General features: G+C 65.8%; 29 protein-coding genes. 24 read left to right on the top strand and 5 right to left on the bottom strand.

All coding sequences use genetic code 11. From position 1 onward, the window contains the following. The first annotated feature begins 386 nt into the window (after window positions 1–386). Window positions 387–1529 carry a hypothetical protein gene (locus VGV58_RS08970; protein ID WP_326873672.1) on the top strand — a complete coding sequence of 381 codons (1143 nt, stop codon included), beginning with the start codon at window positions 387–389 and terminating at the stop codon, window positions 1527–1529. 611 nt (window positions 1530–2140) lie between these two features. Here VGV58_RS08970 and VGV58_RS08975 read toward each other — a convergent pair. From VGV58_RS08975 to VGV58_RS08990, 4 genes are all read right to left on the bottom strand, one after another. After that, window positions 2141–2797 (bottom strand): hypothetical protein, encoded by a 657-nt coding sequence (locus VGV58_RS08975; protein ID WP_326873673.1) that lies wholly within the window; start codon window positions 2795–2797, stop codon window positions 2141–2143. 74 nt (window positions 2798–2871) lie between these two features. Then, window positions 2872–3771 carry a hypothetical protein gene (locus VGV58_RS08980; protein ID WP_326873674.1) on the bottom strand — a complete coding sequence of 300 codons (900 nt, stop codon included), beginning with the start codon at window positions 3769–3771 and terminating at the stop codon, window positions 2872–2874. A gap of 8 nt (window positions 3772–3779) precedes the next feature. Beyond that, entirely contained in the window at window positions 3780–5192 is a 1413-nt protein-coding gene (locus VGV58_RS08985; RefSeq protein ID WP_326873675.1) for a tyrosine-type recombinase/integrase, read from the bottom strand. Window positions 5193–5530: 338 nt separating this feature from the next. Beyond that, window positions 5531–5725 (bottom strand): hypothetical protein, encoded by a 195-nt coding sequence (locus VGV58_RS08990; RefSeq protein WP_326873676.1) that lies wholly within the window; start codon window positions 5723–5725, stop codon window positions 5531–5533. Window positions 5726–5916: 191 nt separating this feature from the next. Between VGV58_RS08990 and VGV58_RS08995 the strand changes: the two genes are divergently transcribed. The 4 genes from VGV58_RS08995 to VGV58_RS09010 all read left to right on the top strand — a co-directional run bounded on the left by VGV58_RS08995 (window position 5917) and on the right by VGV58_RS09010 (window position 7587). Continuing rightward, entirely contained in the window at window positions 5917–6276 is a 360-nt protein-coding gene (locus tag VGV58_RS08995) for a carboxymuconolactone decarboxylase family protein (protein ID WP_326873677.1), read from the top strand. A gap of 149 nt (window positions 6277–6425) precedes the next feature. Beyond that, entirely contained in the window at window positions 6426–6644 is a 219-nt protein-coding gene (locus VGV58_RS09000; protein ID WP_326873678.1) for a DUF2934 domain-containing protein, read from the top strand. A gap of 141 nt (window positions 6645–6785) precedes the next feature. Further along, window positions 6786–7082, top strand: a complete 297-nt coding sequence (locus VGV58_RS09005) for a GNAT family N-acetyltransferase (RefSeq protein ID WP_326873679.1) — start codon at window positions 6786–6788, stop codon at window positions 7080–7082. A 76-nt stretch (window positions 7083–7158) separates the two neighbouring features. After that, window positions 7159–7587: an acyl-CoA thioesterase gene (locus tag VGV58_RS09010; RefSeq protein ID WP_326873680.1), complete on the top strand. Its 429-nt coding sequence runs from the start codon at window positions 7159–7161 to the stop codon at window positions 7585–7587. Between the two features lie 6 nt (window positions 7588–7593). Here the strand turns inward: VGV58_RS09010 and VGV58_RS09015 are convergent, their stop codons facing one another. After that, window positions 7594–8031, bottom strand: a complete 438-nt coding sequence (locus VGV58_RS09015; protein ID WP_326873681.1) for a GFA family protein — start codon at window positions 8029–8031, stop codon at window positions 7594–7596. A gap of 145 nt (window positions 8032–8176) precedes the next feature. Here VGV58_RS09015 and VGV58_RS09020 point away from each other — a divergent pair, with 145 nt between their 5' ends. From VGV58_RS09020 to VGV58_RS09105, 19 genes are all read left to right on the top strand, one after another. Next, window positions 8177–8338, top strand: a complete 162-nt coding sequence (locus tag VGV58_RS09020) for a hypothetical protein (protein ID WP_326873682.1) — start codon at window positions 8177–8179, stop codon at window positions 8336–8338. A gap of 282 nt (window positions 8339–8620) precedes the next feature. After that, window positions 8621–8707: a K(+)-transporting ATPase subunit F gene (gene kdpF, locus VGV58_RS28850; protein ID WP_091828939.1), complete on the top strand. Its 87-nt coding sequence runs from the start codon at window positions 8621–8623 to the stop codon at window positions 8705–8707. A gap of 26 nt (window positions 8708–8733) precedes the next feature. Further along, window positions 8734–10443 (top strand): potassium-transporting ATPase subunit KdpA, encoded by a 1710-nt coding sequence (gene kdpA, locus VGV58_RS09025; RefSeq protein WP_326873683.1) that lies wholly within the window; start codon window positions 8734–8736, stop codon window positions 10441–10443. 21 nt (window positions 10444–10464) lie between these two features. After that, window positions 10465–12501 carry a potassium-transporting ATPase subunit KdpB gene (gene kdpB, locus VGV58_RS09030; protein ID WP_326873684.1) on the top strand — a complete coding sequence of 679 codons (2037 nt, stop codon included), beginning with the start codon at window positions 10465–10467 and terminating at the stop codon, window positions 12499–12501. Window positions 12502–12522: 21 nt separating this feature from the next. Further along, a complete protein-coding gene (kdpC, locus tag VGV58_RS09035) occupies window positions 12523–13104 on the top strand; it encodes a potassium-transporting ATPase subunit KdpC (protein WP_326873685.1) in 582 nt (193 codons plus the stop codon). 5 nt (window positions 13105–13109) lie between these two features. Further along, on the top strand, window positions 13110–15833 hold the full coding sequence (locus tag VGV58_RS09040; protein WP_326873686.1) for a sensor histidine kinase KdpD: 2724 nt from the start codon (window positions 13110–13112) through the stop codon (window positions 15831–15833). Further along, window positions 15830–16525: a winged helix-turn-helix domain-containing protein gene (locus VGV58_RS09045; RefSeq protein ID WP_326873687.1), complete on the top strand. Its 696-nt coding sequence runs from the start codon at window positions 15830–15832 to the stop codon at window positions 16523–16525. The genes VGV58_RS09040 and VGV58_RS09045 overlap by 4 nt, the downstream gene beginning before the upstream one ends. A gap of 78 nt (window positions 16526–16603) precedes the next feature. After that, window positions 16604–17059 (top strand): hypothetical protein, encoded by a 456-nt coding sequence (locus tag VGV58_RS09050; protein WP_326873688.1) that lies wholly within the window; start codon window positions 16604–16606, stop codon window positions 17057–17059. A 174-nt stretch (window positions 17060–17233) separates the two neighbouring features. Continuing rightward, entirely contained in the window at window positions 17234–17587 is a 354-nt protein-coding gene (locus VGV58_RS09055; RefSeq protein ID WP_326873689.1) for a DUF2849 domain-containing protein, read from the top strand. A gap of 3 nt (window positions 17588–17590) precedes the next feature. After that, entirely contained in the window at window positions 17591–19261 is a 1671-nt protein-coding gene (locus VGV58_RS09060; protein WP_326873690.1) for a nitrite/sulfite reductase, read from the top strand. After that, complete coding sequence (locus tag VGV58_RS09065) at window positions 19248–19766, top strand: DUF934 domain-containing protein (RefSeq protein ID WP_326873691.1); 519 nt, start codon at window positions 19248–19250, stop codon at window positions 19764–19766. Before VGV58_RS09060 ends, VGV58_RS09065 begins: the two co-directional genes overlap by 14 nt. A 76-nt stretch (window positions 19767–19842) precedes the next feature. Continuing rightward, on the top strand, window positions 19843–20019 hold the full coding sequence (locus VGV58_RS09070; protein WP_326873692.1) for a hypothetical protein: 177 nt from the start codon (window positions 19843–19845) through the stop codon (window positions 20017–20019). Beyond that, window positions 20016–21473: a siroheme synthase CysG gene (cysG, locus tag VGV58_RS09075; protein ID WP_326873693.1), complete on the top strand. Its 1458-nt coding sequence runs from the start codon at window positions 20016–20018 to the stop codon at window positions 21471–21473. The genes VGV58_RS09070 and cysG overlap by 4 nt, the downstream gene beginning before the upstream one ends. Before the next feature lie 173 nt (window positions 21474–21646). Next, window positions 21647–22684, top strand: coding sequence for a sulfate ABC transporter substrate-binding protein (locus tag VGV58_RS09080; protein ID WP_326873694.1), 1038 nt, complete (start codon window positions 21647–21649; stop codon window positions 22682–22684). Window positions 22685–22687: 3 nt separating this feature from the next. Then, the gene (cysT, locus tag VGV58_RS09085) at window positions 22688–23533 is read left to right on the top strand and encodes a sulfate ABC transporter permease subunit CysT (RefSeq protein WP_326873695.1); all 846 of its coding nucleotides are present in this window, start codon (window positions 22688–22690) and stop codon (window positions 23531–23533) included. Then, window positions 23526–24419: a sulfate ABC transporter permease subunit CysW gene (cysW, locus tag VGV58_RS09090; protein ID WP_326873696.1), complete on the top strand. Its 894-nt coding sequence runs from the start codon at window positions 23526–23528 to the stop codon at window positions 24417–24419. Before cysT ends, cysW begins: the two co-directional genes overlap by 8 nt. A gap of 12 nt (window positions 24420–24431) precedes the next feature. Beyond that, window positions 24432–25478, top strand: coding sequence for a sulfate/molybdate ABC transporter ATP-binding protein (locus tag VGV58_RS09095; RefSeq protein ID WP_326873697.1), 1047 nt, complete (start codon window positions 24432–24434; stop codon window positions 25476–25478). A gap of 72 nt (window positions 25479–25550) precedes the next feature. Further along, window positions 25551–25988, top strand: coding sequence for an OsmC family protein (locus tag VGV58_RS09100; protein ID WP_326873698.1), 438 nt, complete (start codon window positions 25551–25553; stop codon window positions 25986–25988). Further along, window positions 25985–26842, top strand: coding sequence for a sulfurtransferase (locus tag VGV58_RS09105; RefSeq protein WP_326873699.1), 858 nt, complete (start codon window positions 25985–25987; stop codon window positions 26840–26842). The genes VGV58_RS09100 and VGV58_RS09105 overlap by 4 nt, the downstream gene beginning before the upstream one ends. The last annotated feature ends 63 nt before the right edge of the window (window positions 26843–26905 follow it).

Consider the following 26905-nt stretch of genomic DNA (forward strand, 5'->3'; position numbering starts at 1 on the left):
CTATTTATCGATGGGCTCTCAGATTTTTCTAGCAAAACTAAGCGTTATCCGTTCGGGAACTTCCGCTCAGCCTCCGCTTTCGTCTCAGCGCTGAAAGGGACGCCCACCTCGCTATCGTACGCTTTTGCTTGGTTTCTGGCGGCCTTGGCCTCATCCATTGTGGGGTAAGGGCCACAAACGACCCAGTCGCCCGCCGGGCGCGGTATCGTCTGCCTGAATTTGAACCAGTACGGAGCCATGCAGTTCACTCTGGCAGCGCCTCGGCTGCGGTTCAAGCCCGCTTAGACTGCTCGCAAATCCTCGCCCCTTCGCACCGGCCGATTTACCCTTACAACGAAAAGCGTCAAGTTGCTGCGCTCCTCCACTAAAGAATGCCAGTCCACCTCATGAATATCGCGCTCCTCTTCGACTCTGACGCTCCGAAATATGACGGCTATTACGGCCCTCCTATTCGGGGCACTGTGTTTGGTCTGGGCATCATCCAGAAGTCAAACCGCCACATGAAGGTCTCAGTAGGCGATGTATTGACCTTTAGACACGCTAGGACCATCGAGCAATTGGCAGACCTAATGCGACGGGTCTATTTTTCGGGAACGTGGTCCCTTCTTATCCAAGAACGGCTTCAAGCAACATTCGGCCAGCGAACTGTCTACGCGATTACGTTCGAGAACATGCCGAAGCAGTTGGCGACTGACCTCCATGCCGCTCTTGTGCGTGACGATGCGTATCTCGGGCTGATGCAAGTGGATTTTGCCTATGGCCCTCATCTCGCGTTGATGCGCAACTCAATGATCACGCTTTATCGGGTCGAAGGCTCGACCTGCCGCATCTTCTATTCAATGGGGGAGGAGGATGCCCGAGACGATCAGGAGCCGCTGGAGATGGGCAAGCTCGGGTACACGGACGTAGCATGGGAGGACAAAGGCGCTCACAAGACCATCTTTGACGATTTCGACAGTCTCGAACACTTCAAACGCGTGGCCGCGTTTCGGGAGGCCGTTACGGGTTTCATCGTGGGCGGCGAAGATGAAGCGTACGAACTCGTGATGGTGCTGGAGGACCTGAACCCGCAGCTCTTTAATGTTCTTGGCGCGGCGGTTCGTGCACTCGATCAGGCTGAGACTGAAGAGGATGTAGCACAGGCGGCGGTCTCTGGGCGTCGCTACATGGAAAAGCTCGCTGACGTCCTGTTCCCACCGCGAGATGAACCGTTCAAAGGCAGGAAGGTGGGAAAGCCCGAATACAAGAACAGAATTTGGGCTTACGCCGAACAGAACACAGGGGGCGATGGGAAGCGACTGAAAGTTCTAGGTGCCGAAGTTGACCGGTTGATCGTGGAGTTCAACGCCGGCCTGCACAGCGAACAGCCGAAGCGGCGCATTCAGCAAGCGCTCGCGGATGTTGGGGTCCTCACTGCGGGCCTTCTTGCATTAAATACCTCCGTTGCCCGACAGCCATACCTCGCCCACCAGCGGAAAATTGTTGAGTTCTTCCAGCAAGCCTCAGAGCGTCATCGCGAAAATGATTGACCACGTAGCGCCACGCACTCGGGGAAGGCAGAGGCCTTACGGTCCGGACCCTAGGCCGGCAACTTTACGGCGGCCACACAGGCCCGCTTAGCTGCACCCGAAGCATCGCCCGCATACCGGCTCATGGTAAGCCCCAACGGCAGCTTCTGGCCCGCGAGGCTCGCGTTTCCCACAGCGTGGCCTATGGCTTCGGCGATAGTCCACGGTGTGAAACCCTTTGGCTCTACCCTCCAGTCAGGGCATGTACTACTGCCACAGCACCGAACAGAAGCAGCAATACGAAGGCACCGACGCAGGCCAGAGGCCCCCGAGCGGAGAGCCGGAAACCTGCACAGCGGAACTCAAGTTCTTCCCTCACAGGCCTTACCATCAGCCCTTCTTCCACCTCCTGCCTCCCTTCGCGCGCTCAATCGCGGAGACGACCGATGCACGGCGGGGCGCACCGCCGATGATCGCTAGTAAGGGCTTGGAACTCGACGATGCCAGCAGCGAGAGCGGTACGAAACAGAGCCACCAACAACGCACGGAAGGGCGGCACGGGGGAAAGTCGCGCTGCTGCTTTATCGATGGACTCTCAGATTTTCTCGGTAGAACCAAGCGGAGCGGCGACCCTAGACGCCGAGCAACGCGCGCAGAGCTGCCGCTGCGGCTGACAGCAGGGGAGCTATGGTGGTCTCCGCCAACTTGTCCAGGAACCACATCAGCGAGCCGAGCAGCACAACCCCTAAGGCGCGGGTCGAGCCTGTGCTTGCCTTGATCAGCAGGTTCCCCGCTTGGAACTCCGCGAACCGCCGCTCAAACTCCTCGGCATCCTGAGCAGGAAGCTCGTTGTTGCCCGCAAGCCGTGGCTCTAAATCGACCAATGTCGCGCGCAATGAGGTCGCATGTTCGTTGTCATTGAGGCTGACAATTCGATCCGAGGCCGGGACCAGCATCTCGGCAAGGGACGTCGTGGGCACCTTGGCTGCTTCGTCAAACTGCTCCCACCCCTCCTCGAAGTATTCCTCCGCCTGTTCTACTCCGGCTCCGGTCAGCTGAAGTCTGATCCCTTCATCTGATGCGCCCGACATGAACCTGTGAACCTTGGCCCAGCCGTTCGCTTCAAACTGCTCGACGGCTCGGTCGATCCAGCCGGCCTTCACAGGTAGGCCCACTTCGGCCGCTATTCGGGCGGGGACGACCAGACTGTTGAACCCCTCCTTGTCCAAGGCCTGATGGATGAGTGCCAGCAGGGTCTTTTTGAATTCAGCGAACGACATCTGATCCATGCTGGAGAACCTGTAACCTAGAAGGTGAGAAGAGAGGACAAGCTCCTCAAGCGGAACGGCCTCAGCAGAGCTGATTAGCTGCGTAGCGCCGACGGCTGCCACGCCAGATAGGGGTGACCCTGTTGATCTGAGACGATGTTGGCACCCTTGAGCAGGAATTCGCGGTCGGTAAAGTCCGGCACGTTACCAAAACTCCCGTTGGCGACGTGGGGTGCGATAAGGTGCCAATTGAGGACCGGCTTTTCCCGCTCCAATCTGGCGATAAAGTCTGGGCTGTCAGCATCACGCATATCAAGCAGATAGGTCAGGCGCAGCCCGCCGGCGTCACCAAGAAGGCATGCCTGGGTATTGCCCAGATCAGACCCCACCCAAGCGGCTGCTCGACCTATCTCAAGAATGCCAAGCGATTGCGGGTACAAGGCCTCAACCGTTCCGAAGGCCGCTCGCTGCTTCTCTCCATCGAGAATGACCATCCTGCCGTCTGTGAGCATTTCCCATATCGGCTCACAGTGCGGATAAATATCACCCCGCCAGTAGCGGTCAGCCCACGAGTCACCCGATAAGAGGAAATCTTCGTCAGCGATTACGGGGGCATGTGTGACCCAGTTCGAGTCATGCCTATCCCGCCTCGTGTCGCCGTAGAGGTGGACCTCCGTCAAATTGGAAAGGAAGAACGGCGGACGCGACCATTTCGCAGCGGCATATTCGGCAGATGCGCGGTCGGGAAAGCAGTACGCGCCGATTAACCGCGATATCTTCTCAGGAAAGCGTGTGGCTCTGGTGGCTTCCAAGAACATTTCGACTCGGAAGCGATCATGGCTGACATCCCGGAACAGGCTCGCCATCCGTAGCGAAACGAACCGAGGGTCGGCCTGCTTGGCCACGGGGGCCGTTACGACGACGCCACGCGCCACGCCCCAAGCAGAAACTGGATCGGCGAGATTGAAGAAGACATGGGCATCGGTGGTGAGCATGGCCATCTCTAGGAGGGCAGCTTCACGGCACCCACGCACGCCTTCTTCGCCTCCCCCGAAGCATCGCCCGCATACCGGCTCATGGTAAGCCCCAACGGCAGCTTGATGCCCTCAAGGCTTGCGTTCTCCACAGCGTGGCCGACTACCTCCGCAATCGTCCAGACGCTGTAGCCCTGCGCGCCCTTATCCAACGCATCGGCGGCCTTACGCACGAACCAGCGCCGGAAGGAGTGGAAGTCGATGTTGCTCTGCCGCTGGCCCGGCAACGGCCTCTCGTCCACCTTCAAACGGCGGCGTTCGCGTGTGAAGACTTGAGAGACGGGAGCGCCCCTGCCCCGCTTCGAGTCGGCGTCCTGCTCGGGCAACTCATGAAACAGATAGTCGCCCGGCTTCTTGTCCTTGGTCCGGGTCGCGACGATGCCAGCAAGGAGGGCATGGACAGGGATGGTGCGGCGGAAGCCGGCAGCGGTCTTGGAGTGCGAGACGGTGAAGCCCTCCTCGCCCACGTCCTGCACCCTGAGGCCGGCAATCTCGTCCACCCGCATACCGGTCAGCGCGGCGATTTTACAGAAGTCAGACAGCACGGTAGCCACGGAGCCCTTGAGGACCACTGAGCCGCGCCCCACGCCATTCAGCAGGGTCTGCACCTCAGCGTCCGTGAATGGGCGCTTATTGGCGCTCTGGGGGCCTTCCAGCAGGTCCGCCTCCGACCGAACGGTGCGCTTCTCGATGCTCTGGCCGATCCAAGGATTACCCCCCTGGCCCCAGCGCTTGCACAGATAGGTCCAGTATGACGTGAGGCAGGAAATGGCCCGGTTGGCGCTCTTGTGGTGCGTGTTGGTGACGACCATCCGCTCATGGATGAACTCGCCGGCTAAACGCTTCGTCACGGCTTCGACGGTGACACTATGGCCATTCGCCTCCAGCCAATCGGCTAGCCATCCGACCGACCGGCTGATGTCGTTGGAGTAACCCTTGGCGTAGCGCTTCTCCCGAAAGAACGGCTGCAAGGCGAGCTTCAGCGGCGTCTGCTGCCCGGCTGCGATGGCAGCGAAGGACTGGGCAGGGCGTTGCCCCGCGTCCCGCTTCACGGCATCCAAGCGGGCGTCCAGCGCATAGAGGGCATCCCCGTTGTCGTCGTTGGCCACGGCCTCGCGCCATCTCAAGGCCTCCTCGGTGAAGTCCTGAACGATAACCGGCAGCTTCCCCTTCGGGTTCTTGATGCGGGCCTGAAGGCGCTTGATGACGTCCACCTTCTCCCGCTCGGCCTCCAGCGGGTCAGTCGTGGTCAGAACCTCGCGCAGCTTCGCCGTGCCTACCGCGCCCCTTCGGCTGGGCGGCACAGTGACAGATACGCGGATGCTGCTGCCGTGCCATTCGAGGTTCTTGCCGAGCTTCTTGAGGCGTGGTTTGCGGGCCATGGGTTCACGTTTCCCGGAGCAATGTGGACCCACAAATGAGTCAAAAAAGCCCCCAGAGCAAGCCCCGCTATATCAGCCGCTTAGGCCTTATCAACGACTTATCGGCTGGGTGGCGTAACCTCCCACCCCTTCCGCCATGTATTCCTGGACAATATGCGCCGGCTCTTCGCGTTGCCGCAGGGCTGGGAGCCTGGAAGCACCAGTTTGGTGCCTTCAGACGTGGCGGTGCGGGTGTCGACAGGCGGTCATGTCCGCACCTGACAAAAGGCGGCGCTCTGGCACCGCCTTTCCATTTTGATCTGCCGATGTCGAAGGGCAGATGATCGAGGCTGACCTGCTCAGCAGGCCCGGCATTCGAAGGGCTGCACTTGCGCCCTGCCCTGCTGGATGACGATCCGCTCGGCCGTGCCGCTGGGCTTGACCCGGATCACTCCCTCGTCGTCGCATTCGTCCAGGAAATAGGCGGGAAGTCCGGCGCGCAAGGCCTTCTCGATCGATTGCCGGTGGAATTGCCTCAGCTTCTCTTGGTTCATGGCGAGCTCCGCTTCACAGGAGACGATGGCACCCTCTGACCGGCATTTGGGGGCCGGCTCGCATTCTTCAAGCGCCGACGTGGCAGGAGCCCGCCCGATGCTCCGGCATCTCGCTGGCGCCCGCCCACCCCTCAGCCTAACAATCGTCGCCGGCCGATCACCGGGCCGATCTCACGACGGAGGGTAGCGCCATGCTGGACTGGACCACTTATCGCACCGAGCTGAAGGGCCGCGTCGGGGATTTCGGCAAGGCTGCGCCGGACGCGCTTCGCGGCTATGTCGCTCTGGCCGGTGGGGCGGCCAAGACCACGCATCTCGACGCCCGCACCCGTGAGCTGATCTCGCTCGCCGTCGCCGTCACCACGCGCTGCGACGGCTGCATCACCACCCATGTCGATGCGGCGATCAAGGCCGGGGTCAGCCGCGAGGAGATCGCCGAGGCGCTCGGCGTCGCGATCGCGATGAACGCGGGGGCGGCGCTGGTCTATTCGGCGCGGACGCTCGACTGCTTCGAGCAGATGACGACCCCTGCCCCGGCGGCTGCGGAGTAAGGCCGGCCTCTCTCCAAAGGAGCTCGCGCCTGCCTCCGAAGGGGCTCATGCGAGCGCCACATTGCCGTGACAGATTGAGTGGGAGGCGCGGAACGCTCCATGGCGTTCCGTCGTTTCCTCGTCGACCGCAACGGAACCAGGAGGACGAGATGAGTCATACTGGCAAGGCCGAGCGCGAGATCCGCAAGATCGCCTATGCGCTCTGGATGGAAGAAGGACAGCCGGAAGGCCGCGACCATGATCATTGGGAGGCGGCGAAGGCGATCTGGACCTTCCGCAACCGCAGCGAGGAGGTCGTCGATCATGGCGCGGAGGACGAGCTCAAGGGTGAGCGCGCCCGCCGCCGCGAACAGGAATGGCTGTCCTGACCAGGCTCTGCAGGGCTGAGGTTCGCCCGCAGCCCTGCCATTCGTCCTCCGCATGATCGCAACGGCAGACAAGCGCTCGCGCCACTCCCACATTGTGGTCGAAGCGGCGCCCATCCTTGCGTGTGCCGATGGAGGCGAGCCATGACTCAGCATGTCGAAGCCAGCCGGGCCGAGGTCGTCGAACGGCCCGAGGCCGGGCGTTTCGAACTCGATTTCCCGGGCGGACAGGCTTTTGCCGTTTATCGTCGCGACGGCGACCGGATCGTCGTCACCCATAGCGAGGTTCCGCCGGCCTTCAACGGGCGCGGCATCGGCTCGCAACTGGCGGAGGGCATCTTCAGGATCGCCCGGGCCAGTGGGCGGCGCGTGGTGCCTCGCTGCTCCTTCGTCGCCGCCTGGGCGCATCGTCATCCCGACTATCGCGACGTGCTGGCCTGAAGGGCTCCCGCGCGTCACGGCTTGCCTCGCGCCAGCCGATCGCGTTTGAAGGCTGCGTCACAGAACGGGGCCTGCCATGCCGGACGAACTCGCCATCACCGATTTTCCGCTGCGGGCGAAGGACAAGCTCCGCTATGGCGACACCGACCGACAGGGCCACGTCAACAACGCGGTGTTCTCGACCTTCCTCGAAACCGGCCGCGTCGAGCTGATCTACGGTCACGCCCGCAAGCTGGCCGAGCCGGGAACGGCCTTCGTCCTCGCCCGGCTGGAGCTGGATTTCCGGGCGGAGTTGCTCTGGCCCGGCGAGGTCGAGATCGGCACGCGCATCGCCTCGATCGGTCGCAGTTCCGTCCGGCTCGAGCAGGCGATCTTCCAGGGCGAGCGCTGCGTCGCCAGCGGGCTTTCGGTGATCGTCCAGATGGACGAGGCGACGCGCAAGGCGCGGCCGTTCTCCGAGGCGGTGCGGGAACAACTGGCGCAGCTCGCCGCGCCGGCTGCCTAACCGGCTTCACGCCTCCGGCCAGCCGACCAGCTCGGTCGGCGTCCAGCGCGCCTTGCGGCGTTCGCGCCGCCCCTCCAATGCCTCGCCGCTGAAATCGCGCGGCTCGGCCGGCCTGGTGAAGCGGGTGCGTTCGTCGAGCGTATCGATATTGATCGTGGTCCAGGCCTTGCCTTCCTCGATCATCAGCATGGCGACGTAGACGCCGCAGCGGCGGCAGAGGGCGACCTGCGACGCTTCGAGCCCAAAACGATAGCGCTGGAGCCCAGCGGGCTCGCGCACGATGAGCCGGGCCCGTGCCCCGGGATCGGAGACCGTCCGGGCATTGTGCTTGCGGCAGAAGGAGCATTGGCAAGCACCGACGATCTCCTCCTCGGGCGGGCGCGGCAGCGTCAATTCGAGCCCGATCGCGCCGCAATGACAGGCGCCACTCAAGCGATGCGTCATGCCGTTTCTCCTGGTTGCCCTTTGTCACATCACCGCAATTATTGATGTGCGATGATCTGATCAAAACAAGTGATTTGATACCGCATCGAATCGGGGGAACGGAATCGCTCCCACCGCGTTCGAAGCCAAAATGCGGGAGGACATCATGAACAGCCTTGTTGCGGCGTCGGCGCTGTTCCTGGCCGGCGGCCTGTCTGCGGTGACCATGGGAGCTGCGCCTCTGCACGGCGTTCTCAACGATTTCTTCTGGGCGAGCCTCGCATTATCGGGCTTCCTCGCCATCGTGGGGCTGGAAGCGGCGAGCTGACGCTTCTTTTCCCGATCCTCCGATCTCCTTCTGGTTTCGTCGTGCGGCCGATGCAGCATCGCGCGCCAAGGCTCTCGCGTGGTCCGGCTCGGGCATCTTTACGCCGCCCTTATGCTCCCGCCCGCCCTTCCCGCTCGACCGCTTAGCAGGCCCGGCACCACATCTCCGGTCTGAAACCAGGCTGGAGATCCGTCATGGCCGATATCGTCTTTCTCGCGCTCGGAGCCGGGGCCTTCGCGCTCTTCGGCTGGTACGCAGCGCTGCTGCGCAAGGTCTGATGCCATGGGCCTGACCTTGCTCTATGCCGCCGCCGCCCTCGGGCTCGCGGTCTACATGGTCGCCGCGCTGCTGCGCCCCGACCGCTTCTGAGACAACAAGAAAAAAGGAGACCTCGCATGGATTGGCGGGGCTGGGCAGAGATCGTCTTCACGATCGCGCTGACGGTAGCCGTGGGCTGGCCGCTCGGCATCTACATGGCGCGCGTCTGGGCGCGCGAGCGTACACCGCTCGACCTGGTGCTGAAGCCGGTCGAGGCCGGCTTCTACGCCGCGCTCGGCATCGACAGGAACAAGGGCCAGGGCTGGCTCGGCTATGCCGGCTCCGTGCTCGCCTTCAGCGCGGTCGGCTTCGTGCTGCTCTACGCGCAGCTACGATTGCAGGGGCTCCTCCCACTGAACCCGCAGGGCTTCGACGGCCTGTCGCCGCATCTCGCCTTCAATACGGCCGTCAGCTTCGTGACCAACACGAACTGGCAGTCCTATGGCGGCGAGACGACGCTGAGCGGCCTCAGCCAGATGGCTGGCCTGACCGTGCAGAACTTCGTCTCGGCCGGCGCCGGCCTTGCCGTCGCGGCCGCCGTGGCGCGTGCCTTCGCCGCCGATCGCGGCGAGACGCTCGGCAATTTCTGGGTCGATCTGACCCGCTCCGTCCTCTACGTGCTGCTGCCGGTATCGATCATCACGGCGCTCGCGCTCGTCGCCGCTGGCGTGCCGCAGAGCCTCATCGCCAATGTCATCGCCAAGACGCTGGAAGGCGCTGACCAGATCATCGCCCTCTTCCCGGTCGCCAGCCAGGAAGCGATCAAGCAATGGGGCACCAATGGCGGCGGCCTGTTCAACGTCAACTCGGCGCATCCGCTCGAGAACCCGACGCCGCTGACCAATCTGATCGAAGTCGTCTCGCTCAATGCCCTTGCCTTCGGCACCGTCATCGCCTTCGGGCGTGTTGCCGGCGCCCGCAAGGAGGCCCGCGCGCTGCTCGCCGCGATGGTGATCTTGGTCGGCCTCGGTGCCGCCGCGATCTATTCCTCGGAGACGCTGACGCCGCAGCCCGCAATGGTCGCCGCCGGCATCACCGACGCACCCGCCAACATGGAGGGTAAGGAAGTGCGCTTCGGCGCAGCCGCTTCGTCCGTCTGGGCGGCGCAGACCACCGGCGCCTCGAACGGCTCGGTCAATGCCATGCACGGCTCGTTCATGCCGCTCGGTGGCGGCGTCGCGATGTTCCTGATGCAGCTCGGCGAGATCCTGCCCGGCGGCGTCGGCTCCGGTCTCTATGGCATGGTGGTGATGGCGCTGCTCGCGGTCTTCGTCGCCGGCCTGATGGTCGGGCGCACGCCGGAATATCTCGGCAAGAAGGTCGAGAGCCGTGAGATCAAGTTCGCCATGCTGGCGGTGCTGATCCTGCCGCTGGCCATCCTCGGATTCTCGGCCATCGCCGCCGTGCTGCCGGTCGCGCTCGAGGGCTTGCTGAACAAGGGGCCGCGCGGGCTCTCCGAGATCCTCTATGCCTATTCCTCGGCAGCGGGGAACAACGGTTCGGCCTTCGCCGGCCTTACCGCCAACGCGCCCTGGTGGAACACCACGCTCGGCATCGCCATGCTGCTTGGCCGTTTCGCCTACATGATCCCGGTGATCGCCATGGCCGGCGCCATCGCCGCCAAGCCCAAGCTCGCGCCGACCGCCGGCACGTTGCCGAGCGATAGCCCGCTCTTCGTCGGCCTGCTCATCGGCATCATCCTGATCCTGGGCGGCCTGCAATTCTTCCCCGCGCTCGCGCTCGGGCCGATCGTCGAGCACTTCCAGGTGCTTGCGGCCACTCGCTGAGCCGACAAAGGAACTCTCTCGATGAGTGTCTCACTCGCCAAGTCCAGCGCCTTCAACCAGGCCGTCGTACTGACGGCCCTGAAGAGCGCCCTCGCAAAGCTCGATCCGCGCGAACTGACCGGCAATCCGGTCATCCTCGCCACAGAGGTCGTCGCCGCGCTCGCAACCGTCTCGGCCATCGTCGCAATCGCCAATGGGCAGGCTGCGGCCTTCCCGATCCAGATCGCGATCTGGCTCTGGCTCACCGTGGTCTTCGCCAACTTCGCCGAGGCGATCGCCGAGGGCCGCGGCAAGGCGGCGGCGGATTCGCTGCGCGCCACCCGCGTCACCACCAAGGCCAAGCTGATCATCGATGCCGAGCGCAATGCGATGATCCCGACGCCGGCTCACGAACTCGCACCCGGCGACATCGTCCTTGTCGAGGCTGGCGATGTCATCCCGGCCGATGGCGAGATCATCGAGGGTGTCGCCTCGGTCAACGAGGCCGCGATCACCGGTGAATCCGCCCCGGTGATCCGCGAGAGCGGTGGCGACCGCTCGGCGGTTACCGGCGGCACTACCGTCGTCTCCGACTGGATCAAGGTCCGCGTGACCTCGCGGCCCGGCTCCTCCTTCCTCGATCGCATGATCGCGATGGTCGAGGGCGCCGACCGGAGGAAGACGCCGAACGAGCTGGCGCTCGCGGTGCTGCTCGCCGGCCTGACTCTGGTCTTCCTGATCGCCGTGGTCACCCTCACTGGTCTTGGCGCCTTCTCCGGCGTCTCGCTCGACCCGATGGTGCTCGGTGCGCTCTTCGTCACGCTGATCCCGACCACGATCGGCGGCCTGCTCAGCGCCGTCGGCATCGCCGGCATGGACCGGTTGCTCAAGGTCAACGTGCTGGCGACCTCGGGCCGTGCGGTCGAGGCCGCTGGCGACGTCGATACGCTGCTGCTCGACAAGACCGGCACCATCACCTTCGGTAACCGCATGGCAGTCGAGGTGATCCCGGTTCCGGGCGTGCGTCCGGATGCGGCGCTGCGGGCCGCGTTGATGGCCTCGCTCGCCGACGAGACGCCGGAAGGCCGCTCGATCGTCGAGCTCGCTCGCAACCAGGGTGTCGCCGCCGAAATACCGGCCGGGGCCACCGCGATCCCGTTCAGCGCCACCACGCGTCAGTCTGGCCTCGACCATGACGGCAAATCCTGGCGCAAGGGCGCGGTCGATGCCGTCATCAAGACGCTCGACCTCACTGAGAGCCAGGTGCCGGCGGAGCTGCGCCAGGCGGTCGACGGCATCGCCCGCTCGGGCGGCACGCCGCTCGCCGTCAGCGAGAACGGCGCGCTGGTCGGCGTGATCCATCTCAAGGACGTCGTGAAGCCGGGCGTGAAGGAGCGCTTCGCCGATCTGCGCCGCATGGGCGTACGGACGGTGATGATCACCGGCGACAATCCCGTCACCGCCGCGGCGATCGCCTCGGAAGCCGGTGTCGACGACTTTCTTGCCGAGGCGACCCCTGAGGACAAGCTGCGGATCATCCGCACCGAGCAGGCCAAGGGCCGGCTCGTGGCGATGTGCGGCGACGGCGCCAACGATGCCCCTGCCTTGGCGCAGGCCGATGTCGGTGTCGCCATGCAGACCGGTGCGCAGGCAGCGCGCGAGGCCGGCAATATGGTCGATCTCGACAGCGACCCGACCAAGGTCCTTGAGATCGTCGAGGTCGGCAAGCAGCTGCTGATCACCCGCGGCGCGCTCACCACCTTCTCGATCGCCAACGACGTCGCCAAGTATTTCGCGATCATTCCGGCGCTCTTCGTCGTCTCGCTGCCGGCGCTCGGCGCGCTCAACATCATGGGGCTGGCCAGCCCGCAGAGCGCCATCCTCTCGGCGGTGATCTTCAATGCGCTGGTCATCGTCGCACTGATCCCGCTCGCCCTGCGCGGCGTGCGCTACCGGGCGATCGGCGCGGCCAAGCTGCTCTCGCGCAATCTCACCCTCTACGGCATCGGCGGGATCATCGCGCCCTTCATCGGCATCAAGCTGATCGATCTCGCCCTCGCCGCCCTCAAGCTCGTCTGACGGCCAGATAGGAGCCGTATCATGATTGCCAATCTTCGCCCCGCCATCGTCTCGATGGTCCTCTTCACCGCCCTACTCGGCCTCGCCTACCCGCTGGGGGTCACCGGGCTGGCGCAGGCGCTGTTCCCGGCCCAGGCCGGCGGCTCGCTGATCCGCAACGCCTCCGGCGAGATCGTCGGCTCGCGCTGGATCGGCCAGAACTTCAAGGACGAGGCCTATCTGCGCCCTCGCCCTTCGGCCGCTGGCAAGGACGGCTATGATGCCTCCGGCTCGTCCGGCTCCAATCTCGGGCCTCTGAACGAGGACCTGGCCGCCCGCATCAAGACCGACGCCGAGGCGCTGCGGGCCGAGAGCACGGCGCCGATTCCGGTCGATGCCGTGACCACCTCGGGCTCGGGGCTCGACCCGCATGTCTCGCCGGCCAATGCGGCGCGGCAGGTTCCGCGCATCGCCGCGGCCCGCAAGGTCCCGGCGGCTGAGGTCCAGGCGGTGATCGCCGCCAATACCGAGGGCTCGACCTTCGGCCTGCTCGGCGAGCCGCGCGTCAATGTGCTAGCCGTCAATTTGGCACTCGACGCGCGCTGGCCGCGCGCTCAACGTTAGGTTCGATGGCAACCGACGAATCCCAGTTCCGCGAGGCAGGGCGGCCCGACCCCGACGCCCTGCTGGCTTCAGCCGGCCGCGGCAAGCGCGGCCGGCTGAAGATCTTTCTCGGCATGGCGCCAGGCGTCGGCAAGACCTACGAGATGCTGACGCAAGGCCGGCGCGCCCAGGCAGAGCATGGCGAGGTGCTGGTGGGCGTCGTCGAGACGCATGGTCGGCGCGAGACGGAAGAGCTGCTCGACGGGCTCGAGGTGATGGCGCGCCGGCCGCTCGAGCACCGCGGCCGGCTGATGATGGAGTTCGACCTCGACGCGGCGCTGGCGCTGAAGCCGAGGCTGTTGCTGGTCGACGAATACGCCCATTCCAACGCACCCGGCAGCCGCCACCCCAAGCGCTGGCAGGATGTCGAGGAATTGCTGCAGGCCGGGATTGACGTCTGGACCACGCTGAACGTCCAGCATCTCGAAAGCCTGGTCGACGTGGTCTGGAAGATCACCGGCGTGCGCCAGCGCGAGACGGTGCCGGACAGCGCCCTCAGCCGCGCCGACGAGATCGAGCTGATCGACATCACCCCGACCGAGCTCCGCCAGCGCATGGAGGAGGGCAAGGTCTATGTCCCCGAGACGGCGCGGCTCGCCGCCGGCAACTTCTTCAAGCCCGAGAACCTGACGGCGCTGCGTGAACTGGCGCTGCGCCGGGCCGCCCAGACGGTCGACGACCAGCTCAGCCAGGCGATGAAGCGCGCCGGCGTCGAGGGACCCTGGGCTGCGGGAGAGCGCATCCTCGTGCTAATCGGCCCGGACGCCATGGCCGGCTCGCTGGTCCGGGCCGGACGGCGCCTCTCCGACATGATGATGGATGCGCCCTGGATCGTCGCTCATGTCGAGCGGCCGAGCGGGACCGAGCCGGATGCCGGCCGTGGCGCCCATCTCGCCGAGGCGCTGAAGCTTGCGGAGCAATTGGGCGGCGCCAGCGTCGTGCTGAACGGCGACGACCTCGTCGGCGCCGTACTCGACTATGCCCGCCGCAACAACGTTACCCAGATCGTCGTCGGTAAATCGCATCGCAGGGGCTGGCGCTCCTGGTTCAGGCCGTCTCTCGCGCCCGAATTGCTGAAGGCGCAGAACGGTGCTGCGCTGCATATCATCACCGAGGTCACGACCGGGCCGGCGCGGCCAGCGGTTGCGAGCGCGTCGTCCGCGCGGCTCAACTGGCTCGCCCATCTCGGCGCGGTCGCCATGGTTGGGGTCGTAATCGGCCTCGCCGAGCTCATCGACAAGCGGGTCGAGAACGTCAACCTCGCCATGCTGTTCCTGGTCAGCGTGCTCGGCGCCGGCCTCGCCTTCGGGCTCTGGCCGGCGGTGACCGCGGCGGCACTTGCCGCCTTCGCCTACAACTTCTTCTTTCTGGAGCCGCGCCTCTCCTTCTGGATCGGCCATCCCGGCGATGTCCTGACCTTCATGGTCTTCTTCGCGGTGGCGCTGACGACGGGCGGCCTGACCGGGCGCATTCGCGACCAGGCTAGGGCGACGGCACGGCGCGCCTCGGCGATCACTGCCCTCCTCGCTGCCAGCCGTCGTCTCTCCGCCGCGGCGCGGCGCGAGGACGTCGCCTCGATCCTGGCCGAGCAGGTCTCGGCCGCGACCTCGGGCAAGGTCGTGGTGCTGCTGCCGGTCGATGGTGAGATCGCTCCCGCCGCCGGCGCGCCCGAACTCGAAGTGCTTTCGACCGCCGACATGACCGCGGCCCGCTGGACCTGGAACCGCGGCGAGCCGGCCGGTGCCGGCACCGGCACCTTGCCGAACGTGCCATGGACCTTCCGGCCGCTGCAGGGTGTGCGGGCCCGCTCCGGCGTCGTCGGCTTCGAGCCCAAGGCGCTGGCGACGGCAGAGAACGCCCGCTTCGCAATGGCACTGCTCGATCAGGGCGCGATCGCGATCGAGCGGGCCGAACTCGCCGCCGCCGCCGTCGACGCCGAAGCGCTGCGCCGTAGCGACCGACTGCGCTCGGCCCTGCTCAACTCGGTCAGCCATGATCTGCGCACGCCGCTCGCCACCGTGCTCGGCTCGGCGACGACATTGATCGACTATGGCGAGGGCATGCGGCCGGCCGTGCGCGACGACCTGCTGCTCTCGATCCGAGAGGAGGCCGAGCGGCTGAACCGCTATGTCGGCGACCTGCTCGACATGACCAGGCTCGAAGGCGGGGCGTTGGTGGCGCGGCGTGACTGGACCGATGTGCGCGACGTGATCGCCTCGGCGCTGTCGCGCATCTCGCGCCGGCTCGGACAGCGCCGCGTCCAGCGTGATTTTCCGGCGGAGCTTTCCGTGGTCCGGGCCGATGCAGGCCTGCTCGAACAGGTTCTGGTCAACATCCTCGAAAATGCGATTGCCTATAGCGAGGACGGCGCTCTGATCGAGGCAGCCGCCTATGAGGATCGCGGCAATGTCGTGATCTCGATCGAGGATGAAGGCCGTGGCATCCCGACCGCAGAGCTGGAACGCGTCTTCGAGAAGTTCCGGCGGCTGGAGGAATCGATCGATCGCGGTGGCGAGCGCGGCAAGGGCGCAGGCTTAGGGCTCGCCATCGCCAAGGGCTTCGTCGAGGCCATGGGCGGGCGCATCGCCGCCGCCAGCCCGATCCATGACCGCCCCGACGGCAGCAAGGGCGGCACCCGCATCCTGATCAGCCTGCGCAAGGACGCCGCGGGCGGAGAAAGCAAATCATGACCGCCTTTCGCCCGCGCATCCTCGTCATCGACGATGAGCCGCAGATCCACCGCTTCCTTGGCCCGGCGCTCGACGCTGCCGGCTACGAGCCGATCCGGGCCGACGACGCCACCACCGGCCTGCGCGAGATCGCGCGCAAGCCGCCGGACGCCGTCGTGCTCGATCTCGGCCTGCCCGACATGGACGGCAAGGAGGCGCTCGCCAAGGCGCGGGCCTTCTATGACGGGCCGGTGATCATCCTCTCGGCCCGTGACCGCGAGACCGAGAAGATCGACGCGCTCGATGCCGGCGCCGACGACTATGTCGAGAAACCGTTCGGCGTCGGCGAGTTGCTGGCGCGGCTGCGCGTCGCGTTGCGCCATCGACTGGAGCGTCAGGGCTCGGAGCCGGCGCTGCAGGTCGGCAATGTCGAGATCGACCTCGTCAATCGCCGGATCAGCAAGGGTGGTGCTCCGGTGAAGCTCTCGCCCAAGGAATATGACCTGTTCGCCTGCCTGGCACAGGGCAATGGCAGGGTCCTCACCCATAAGCAGATCCTCACCGCCGTCTGGGGCCCGGCGCATGAGCATGACGTGCAGTACCTGCGCGTCTTCGTCGGCCAGCTCAGGCAGAAGCTCGAGGATGATCCAGCCGAGCCCAAGCTGATCGAGACCGAGCCGGGGGTGGGTTATCGGCTGGGCGGATTGGTCTGAGGCCGGCCATTCCGCTGTCGTCTTGTCACGGCAGTGTCCGGTCCCTAGCGTTTGGCCATGAACCCTTGTGAGGCGACGATGCGGGTCATGATCCTGGGCATGCTGCTTGGTCTTGCCACAACGGGCGAAGCCGCAGCCGAGTGGAAGCCGAGCATCTTCGACGGCGAGAGCAGGCGCGCCATCCAGGGTTGCTCCCCGACGATGACCGACGATGCCTGGTCCTGCGCCTTCATCCGCTGCGAGGCGGACAAGCAACTCGGCCTTTATCTCGACATCCCTGGCATCCTCTCGGAAGGGCCGATCACTCTGGCCGTCGATGGCCGCGATTTCCCGCTCAGTCTCAAGGACACGTCAGGGCCGTTCGGCGGCGCCTATCGCGTGGTCGGTGCGGATGGCGAGATGCTCACGGTGCTATCCAGCGGCCGCTCGCTACGCATCCGCCAGGAAGGCATCAAGAAGGGCTACGACGTGATCCCGCTTAAGGGAGTCGGCCCGGCGTTGCGCAAGCTGGGCCAGTCTTGCGCACCACGCTGACGATTCCGCCGGAGAAAATGCTTCCCCGGATTTCGATAGTCGAATAGCCCGGAAGAGAGATTTCCTCTTTTGGAACGGGAATAAGAAAAATCACACTACCTGACGTGAATTGATGCTCCAGGGCCTGTGCCTTATGTAAAACGTTCGTAATAGCGAACGTAGCGAGCATCATTCATGGCTGCCGCCAAGCGCCCTGCCCTGCCGGTGATCCTGCTGGCCAACCACCTGCTCGACGGCGATGTCGTCTTCGCGGCGGGCGATGCGAATGGCCTGCATTGGTCGCGCGATCCCGGCGCCGCGCTGGTCGGCGACGACGATGCGACCGCCGACCGGCTCGATGCCTTTGCCGCAGCCGAGCTCGGCAACCAGCAGGTCGTCGACGCCTATCTCGTCGATGTCGCGATCGAGGACGGCGTGCCGGTGCCGCGCCATTACCGTGAGCGGATGAAGACGACTGGCCCCAGCATCCGGCGCGACCTCGGCAAGCAGGCCGACCTGCCGCTCGCCCAAGCCTTTCTGAGAGCCTGACGCATGTATCGCTACGACGAATTCGACGAACGCTTTGTGCGCGAGCGCGTAGCGCAGTTCCGCGACCAGGTCGGCCGCCGGATCAGCGGCTCGTTGACCGAGGATGAGTTCAAGCCGCTGCGCCTGAAGAACGGCGTCTATCTGCAGCTGCACGCCTATATGCTGCGGATCGCGGTGCCCTATGGCACGCTATCGTCGAAGCAGATGCGCCAGCTCGCGCTGATCGGCGAGCGCTACGACCGCGGCTACGGCCATTTCACCACGCGCACCAATCTCCAGTTCAACTGGCCGAAGCTGCGCGACATCCCGGACATTCTCGACCTGCTCGCCGATGTCGAGATGCACGCGATCCAGACCTCGGGCAATTGCATCCGCAATGTCACGGCCGACCATTTCGCCGGCGTCGCGCAGGACGAGGTCGAGGATCCGCGCCCGACGGCCGAATTGATCCGGCAATGGTCGAGCCTGCATCCGGAGTTCGACTACCTGCCGCGCAAGTTCAAGATCGCGGTGACCGGCGCCGAGCACGATCGCGCCGTGATCAAGGCGCACGATATCGGGCTGCGCATCCTGCGCCATCCGGATACGCACGAGATCGGCTACGAGGTCATCGTCGGCGGCGGCCTCGGCCGTACCCCGATGATCGGCAAGGTCGTGCGCGAATTCCTGCCCAAGGCCGACCTGCTCGCTTATCTCGAGGCGGTCATGCGGGTCTACAATCTCGAAGGCCGGCGCGACAACAAGTACAAGGCCAGGGTCAAGATCCTCGTCCACGAGATCGGCACCGAGGAATTCTCCCGCCGCGTCGAGGAGGAGTTCGCCCGGCTCGACGGCCCCTCGGTCAATGCCGACCCGGCCGAAGTCGCGCGCATCGCCGCCTATTTCGCACCGCCCACCTATGAAAAGTTGCCGGCAACCAGCGGCGCCTTCGAGGCGGCAAGGGCCGGCAACCCCGATTTCGCCCGCTGGGTCGAGACCAATCTGACTGATCACCGCCAGCCCGGCTATGCCGCATTGACGATCTCGCTGAAGCCGATCGGCGCGCCTCCGGGCGATGCCACCAGTGAGCAGATGCGCGTCGTCGCCGATCTCGCCGACGAGTTCTCGCTGTCGGAGATCCGCGTCACCCACGCCCAGAACCTCGTCCTGCCGCATGTGAAGCTGTCGGACCTGTTCGCGGTCTGGCAGCGCCTTGGCGAGGCTGAGCTGGCGACCGCCAATGCCGGGCTGATCACCGACATCATCGCCTGCCCCGGCCTCGACTATTGCGCATTGGCGACGGCCCGCTCGATCCCGATTGCGCAGGCTCTGGCGCAGCGCTTCGCTGATCCCGTCCGGCAGAAGGAGATCGGTGTCCTCAACATCAAGATCTCCGGCTGCATCAATGCCTGCGGCCACCACCATGTCGGCCATATCGGCATTCTCGGCCTCGAGAAGCGCGGCATCGAATCCTACCAGATCACGCTGGGCGGCGACGCCACCGAGAACGCCGCGATCGGCGAAATCCTCGGTCCCGGCCTTGCCGCCGAGGACGTGCCGGATGCGATCGAGCGCATCGTCTCGGTCTATCTGGCGCAGCGCCAGGCTGGCGAGAGCTTCATCGACAATGTTCGCCGCATCGGCCTCGCGCCGTTCAAGGCGGCTTTTCAGGAGGTCAGCCATGCCGTTGCTTGATCGTCACGGCGCCAAGGCCGAGATCTGGACGCGCAGCAAAGGCGCAGCGATCGACAACATCTCGCATGCGCTCGTGGAGTGGACGGCATTGCCGGAGGCGCTGGCGCAGAAGACGCGCGACCAGCGCATCGGCGTCGTCATCCCCAACACCGTCCGCATTCCCGAGCTGAAGCTGTTGATGCGCCAGCTCTCGCTGATCGCGATCAGCTTCCCCTCCTTCGGCGACGGACGCGGCTTCAGCCTGGCGCGCCTGATCCGCAATCACGGCTTCACCGGCAGCTTACGCGCCAGCGGGCCGCTGATCGTCGACCAGTTCGCCTATGCCCTCGCCTGCGGCTTCGACGAGGTCGAACTGCCCGAGGCGAGCGCCGCGCGCCAGCCGGTCGAGCAATGGGTCAACGCCCTCGGCCAGATCAGCCATGGCTATCAGCGCGGCTATGGCGACAGCGGCAACATCCTCGACCGGCGCCGTTCGGCGCGGCTGAAACATGCAGCGGCGGGCTGAGACGATGCACGGCTCGGCTCAATCCAGCCTGCGGCGGCCGGCCGACCGCCATAGCGACGATGAATGGGAGGAAGCCATGCTGACCGACATCGACCGTGCCATCAGCCAGTCCGCTCCCGCCCCCCGCGAGCGCTGGTTCGATCTTTGCTTCCGGCTTATCATCCTGGTGCTTGCCGGTCTGTGGTTGTTCATGCCACCTGCGGGCGACACCCGGACGCAACCTGATGTGAAGGCCGCAGCGACGCAACGATGAACGCAAGACGCCCTGAAGCCACCGCCCCGCGCCGGATCGACCGGCTCGCCACCCTGCCGCTCTTCCACAAGTTGGAAGGGCGCAAGGTCGTGCTCGCGGGCGCGAGCGAAGGCGCGCTCTGGAAGGCCGAACTTCTCGCGGCTGCCGGTAGCGATCTGCTGATCCTCGCTGGCGATCAGCCTGATGTCTTCGCGGGTCTCGCTGCCGACCCGCCGGCCGGTTCAGTGACGGTGCTGCCGCGCACCTGGCAGGCGGACGATCTCGACGGCGCCGCGCTCGCCATCGCCGACATCGATTCCCTCGACGAAGACAGGGCCTTCGCCGCCGCTGCCCGGCAGAACGGTGTGCCGGTCAATATCGTCGACAAGCCCGAATTCTGCGATTTCGCCTTCGGCTCGCTGGTCAATCGCTCGCCGCTCGTGGTCGCGATCTCGACCGACGGTGCTGCTCCCGTTTTCGGCCAGGCGATCCGCGCCAAGATCGAGGCGCTGCTGCCCTCCGGCCTCAAAGCCTGGGCGCAGGCAGCGCATGACTGGCGTCCGATGGTCAAGGCACGCGAGCTCGCATTTCCGCTCCGCCGCGATTTCTGGGAGCGTTTCACCAGCCGCGCCCTGGCCGAGCCGCAGCGCCAACCGGATATGAACGATCGCAGCGACCTAGCGGCCGTTCTCGACGATATCGAGCGCGGCGGCACGCCGCATGGCCGCGTCACCCTGGTCGGCGCCGGTCCTGGCGATCCGGAATTGCTGACGCTGAAGGCGATCCGGGCGCTGCAGAGCGCAGACATCATCCTCTATGACGACCTCGTCTCGGCCGGTGTGCTCGAGCTCGCCCGGCGCGAGGCCAAGCGCATGCTGGTCGGCAAGCAGGGCTATGGTCCGGCTGTGAAGCAGGACGACATCAACGCGATGCTGGTCTCGCTCGCCGGACAGGGCAAGCATGTCGTCCGCCTGAAGGGCGGCGATCCCGGTATCTTCGGCCGCGCCGGCGAGGAGATCGAAGCCTGCCACCGCGCTGGCATCCCGGTCGCGATCGTACCCGGCATCTCGGCGGCGCAAGGTGCGGCCGCCTCGCTCGGCCTGTCTTTGACCCATCGCGATCACGCCCGCCGCCTGCAGTTCGTCACCGGCCATGCCCGCGACGGCAAGCTGCCGCAGGATCTCGACTGGAAGGCGCTCTCCGACCCGGCCGCGACCACAGCGCTCTACATGGCGCGCGCCACCCTGCCGCTGTTCCGTGAAAAGGCGCTCGCCGCCGGACTCGATCCGGCTACGCCGGCGATCGCCGTGCTCGGCGCCACCACCCCGGCGGAAATGCGCATCGCCAGCTCGATCGCGGGGCTGCCCGAACGGCTCGGCGAGCTGCCGAGCAAGGGACCGGTCCTCGTCCTGATCGGCCATGCCATGGGCGCTGCGCTGCCGGCTGCAGCGAGCGGAAATTTGGCGCACGGCTGAAATGAACCAAACCTCCGGAGATGCGTTTTCTCTCTGGCGCGAAAAGTTTGGAAGGGCTCTACTGCCCCCGCTAGTTGAGCGATGACCGCCAATTCAGTACGTTCTGTTTGTTTTTTAGAACAGTTTTGAGCCGTTTGCGCGGCTTTCCGGACTGTCCGACACGGAGCACTGAGATGACGCGACAGAGACTTCACCGCCTGCTGCAAGCTGGCCTGGCGCTCGGAGCCTTCGCCCTCTGCTTCGGCGTGATCAGCGGTGCGCGCGCCCAGACCGAGTTGCTCAACGTCTCCTATGATCCGACCCGCGAACTCTATCGCGAGATCAACGCGGCCTTCATCGCCGACTGGAACGCCAAGAACGCCAAGAAGATCAGCACGATCCGGCAGTCGCATGGCGGCTCGGGCGCGCAGGCCCGCACCGTGATCGACGGCCTCAATGCCGACGTGCTGACGCTGGCGCTCGCCGGCGACATCGACGCGGTCGCCGAGCGCTCGAAGAAGCTGCCGCTCGACTGGCAGAAGCGCCTGCCGCAGAACTCCTCGCCTTACACCTCGACCATCGTCTTCTTGGTCCGCAAGGGCAACCCGAAGGCGATCAAGGACTGGGGCGACCTGGTGAAGCCGGGCGTCCAGATCATCACGCCGAACCCGAAGACCTCGGGCGGCGCCCGCTGGAACTACCTCGCCGCCTGGGCCTATGCGCAGAAGGCCTTCAACAAGGACGAGGCCAAGGTCCGCGACTATATCGGCAAGCTGCTCGCCAATGTCCCGGTGCTCGACACCGGCGCGCGTGGCGCGACCACGACCTTCACCCAGCGCGGCATCGGCGACGTCTTCCTGTCCTGGGAGAACGAGGCCTTCCTGGCGCTGAAGGAATTCGGCGAGGACAAGTTCGACATCGTCGTGCCCTCGCTCTCGATCCTGGCCGAACCGCCGGTCGCGATCGTCGACGGCAATGTAGACGCCAAGGGCACCCGCGCCGAGGCGCAGGCCTATCTTGAATTCCTCTACACGCCGAAGGGCCAGGCGATCATCGCCAAGAACTACTATCGCCCGCGCAATCCGGAAGCTGCGGACCCGAAGGACATCGCCCGCTTCCCGAAGGTCGAGCTCGTCACGATCGACGAGAACTTCGGCGGCTGGGCCAAGGCGCAACCCACCCATTTCGGTGACGGCGGCACCTTCGACCAGCTCTACAAGCCGGCGCGCTGAGCCATGACGGCGACGGTTTCCCGCTGGCGCGAGCCCAGTATCCTGCCTGGCTTCGGCCTGGCGCTGGGCATCACCGTGACGGCGCTGTCGCTGATCGTGCTGATTCCGCTCGCCGCGCTCTTCATCAAGGCGGCGAGCGCCGGTCCGGCCGACATCTGGGCTGTGGCGACCTCGCCGCGCACGCTTGCCGCGTTGAAACTGTCCTTCTTCGGGGCCTTCTTCGCAGCGACGGTGAATGCGGTCTTCGGGCTGATCCTGGCCTGGGTGCTCGTCCGCTACGACTTTCCGGGCCGGCGTCTGATCGATGCCGCGGTCGACCTGCCTTTCGCGCTGCCGACGGCCGTCGCCGGTATCGCGCTCGCCGCGATCTATGCGCCCAATGGCTGGGTCGGCAGCCTGCTTGCGCCCTACAACATCAAGGTCGCCTATACGCCGCTCGGCGTGATGGTGGCGCTGATCTTCATCGGCCTGCCCTTCGTGGTGCGCACGATCCAGCCGGTGCTGGAAGAGCTGCCGGCCGATATCGAGGAAGCCGCAGCGCTGCTCGGCGCCAGCCGCTGGCGCACCGTCTTCACCGTGCTGCTGCCGCCGGTGCTGCCCGCACTGCTCACCGGCTTCGTCCTCGCCTTCGCACGAGCCGTCGGCGAATACGGCTCGGTGATCTTCATCGCCGGCAATGTGCCGATGGTCTCCGAGATTGCGCCATTGCTGATCGTGATCCGGCTGGAGCAGTTCGACTATGCCGGGGCGGCCGTGGTCGCGACGATCATGCTGCTGCTCTCTTTCTCGCTGATCCTGCTGGTCAACCTGATCCAGGCCAGCGCCCGCCGGAGGTTCGGCGATGTCTGACTCCAGCCTGCCCTATCAGATCGAGGACCTCGCACCCGCCCGCGCCGCCCGGCGCGTCAAGGGCGAATCCCGCATCGTCCAGGTCGTGCTGGTCGCCGTTTCGCTCGCCTTCCTCTGCCTCTTCCTGTTCCTGCCGCTGATCTCGGTCTTCGTCGAAGCCGGGGCGCGTGGCTGGCAGGCCTACCGCGAGGCGATCCTCGAACCCGATGCCTTGGCGGCGATCCGCTTGACCCTGCTCATCGCGGCGATCGCGGTGCCGTTCAACGTGATCATCGGCCTCGCCGCCGCCTGGGCGATCGCCAAGTTCGAGTTCCGGGGAAAAAGCCTGCTGATCAGCTTCATCGACCTGCCCTTCTCGGTCTCGCCGGTGATCTCGGGCCTGGTCTTCGTGCTGCTGTTCGGGGCGCAGGGCTATTTCGGCCCCTGGCTTGCGGCCAACGACCTCAAGATCATCTTCGCCGTGCCCGGCATCCTGCTGGCGACGATCTTCGTCACCTTTCCCTTCGTCGCGCGCGAACTGATCCCGCACATGCAGTCGCTTGGCTCGGCCGACGAGGAGACGGCGCTGACGCTCGGCGCCTCGCCCTGGCGCACCTTCTTCACGGTGACGCTGCCGAACGTGAAATGGAGCCTGTTCTACGGCGTGCTGCTCTGCAATGCCCGCGCCATGGGCGAGTTCGGCGCGGTCGCCGTCGTCTCCGGCAAGATCCGTGGCGTGACCACGACGATGCCGCTGCATGTCGAGATCCTCTACAACGAGTACATGGGCGCTGCCGCCTTCGCCGTCGCCTCGCTGCTGGCGGGCCTCGCCCTCGTCACGCTCGTCCTGAAAACCGTGCTGGAATGGCGCTTCGCCGATGCGATCGCCGCCAGCCGTCGTCACTGAGTGGAAGAGCCCATGTCGGTCGCCGTCACCATCGAAAGCGTCGAGAAGCGCTTCCAGAACTTCCCGGCCCTGCGCGGCGTCTCGCTCGACATCCAGCCGGGTGAACTCGTCGCGCTGCTCGGCCCCTCCGGCTCGGGCAAGACGACGCTGCTGCGCGTCATCGCCGGGCTGGAGCAGGCCGAGCGCGGCCGCGTGCTCTTCGGCGAGACCGATACGCGCGAGCTCTCCTTGCGCGAGCGCCGCATCGGCTTCGTCTTCCAGCACTATGCGCTGTTCAAGACGATGAGCGTCGCCGAGAATATCGCCTTCGGGCTGAAGTCACGTCCGCGCGCCGAGCGGCCCGCTCCTGCCGAGATCAGGAAGCGTGTCTCCGAACTGCTCGAGCTGATCCAGCTGCCGGGCCTCGAGAAGCGCTATCCGAGCCAGCTCTCCGGTGGCCAGCGCCAGCGCATCGCGCTCGCCCGGGCGCTGGCGATCGAGCCGCGCGTGCTCCTGCTCGACGAGCCCTTCGGCGCGCTCGACGCCAAGGTCCGCAAGGATCTGCGCGCCTGGCTTCGCCAGCTCCACCAGCGTACCGGTCACACCACGGTCTTCGTCACGCACGACCAGGAGGAGGCGCTGGAGCTCGCCGACCGGGTCGCGATCCTGCATGACGGCCGGCTCGAGCAGGTCGGCTCGCCCGACGATGTCTACGACCACCCGGCGACGCCCTTCGTCTGCCAGTTCCTCGGCGACGCCAACCATCTGCCGGTCAAGGTCGTCGGCAGCCAGGCGTTCTTCCAGGATCGGCCGGTGCTCGGAGGCCTGCGCCAGAATCAGGGTGGGCCGGCATCGCTCTATGTCCGGCCGCAGCACTTGCGCATCGTCGACGACGCGCCGCTCGCTTTGCCCGGCGTGGTCGAGCATCTCAGGCGCAACGGGCCGCTGCGCCGCGCCGAGGTTGCGGTCGATGGCCTGCCGAAGCGGCTCGACGTCGATCTCGCCAGCCAGGTCGCTCCGGCGATCGGCGAGCGCATCCGCTTACGCATCACGCATGGCAACCTCTTCGCCGCGGCCTGATGCCACCCTCGCCTTCTACGCGCAGTGCGGGTTAGCCTGTCGCCCGACACGTTCTGACGACAGGAGATGGCCATGAAGGCGCGGGCGAAATGGGTCGAAGGCATGGCCTTCATGGGCGAGGCCGGCAGCGGCCATGCCGTGATCATGGACGGCGCGCCTGAATATGGCGGCCGCAATATCGGCATCCGGCCGATGGAGATGCTGCTGATCGGGCTCGCCGGCTGCACCGGCTTCGACGTCGTGCAGATCCTGAAGAAGGGCCGCGAGGCGGTGACCGGCTGCGAGGTCGAGGTCGAGGCCCAGCGTGCGAGCGAGGACCCGAAGGTCTTCACCAAGATCCACATCGCCTATCGCGTCAGCGGTCGTGGCCTGTCGCAGGCCAAGGCCGAACGCGCCGTCACATTGTCGAAGGAAAAATACTGTTCCGCTTCGATCATGCTGGGGGCGACCGCGCAGATGAGCACCTCGCTCGTGGTCATCGACGAACTGCAACAGGAGGCCGCGGAATGACGGATATCCCGACCTCGGGGCTGGTATCCCCCGAAGTCCTGGCCGGAGCGCTGGGCTCGCCCGATCTCGTCATCATCGACATTCGCGCCGCTGCGGAGGGCGGGCGCCAGGCCTTCGAGGCTGGCCATATCCCCGGTGCCGTGCACAGCGACTACGCCGCCGACGGCTGGCGCGCCAAGGTCGGCAATGCGCCCGGCATGCTGCCGCCGCTCGACCATCTCGCCGAGCTGGCGGGCCGGCTCGGCATCACGCCGCCGAGCAAGGTCGTGATCGTGCCAGCGGGGCTCACCGCCAGCGACCTTGCCGCCGCGACGCGCGTCTACTGGACGCTGAAGCTGATCGGCCATGGTCAGCAGGCGATCCTCGACGGCGGCTTCAAGGGCTGGCAAACCGCTCCGGGTCTGCGGATCGAGACCGGGCCGTCCAAGCCGGCATCCGCCTCACCCTACCCGGTCGTGATGCAGCAGAAGCTGCGCAGCACCGCCGACGCCACCCTCGTCGCCTCGCGCAGCAAGCTGGCAACGCTCGTCGATGCCCGCTCGGCCAGCTATTTCGAGGGCAAGGAAAAGGCGGCAGAGGCCACCCGCGCCGGACACATCCCCGGTGCCGTCTCGCGCGACTACGCCGCGGCCTTCGATCCGTCGACCGGGCGGTTCAAGCCGGCGAGCGATCTCGCAGCCCTGTTCGGCCCGGTGTCGAAAGGGCCGGTGATCTCCTACTGCAACACCGGCCACACCGCTTCGCTCAACTGGTTCGTGATGTCGGAGCTGCTCGAGCGCGAGGAGGTCTCGCTCTACGATGGCTCGATGACCGACTGGACGCAGGACCCGGAGCGGCCGGTCACAGCGGGCTGAGGCCAGCGCCGCTTTCGTTCAATCCGCTGCGTCATTCCGGCTGGAGCGCCGGAATCCATCGGA

The sequence above is a fragment of the Allobosea sp. genome, from assembly GCF_035944895.1.
Taxonomy (GTDB): Bacteria; Pseudomonadota; Alphaproteobacteria; order Rhizobiales; family Beijerinckiaceae; genus Allobosea.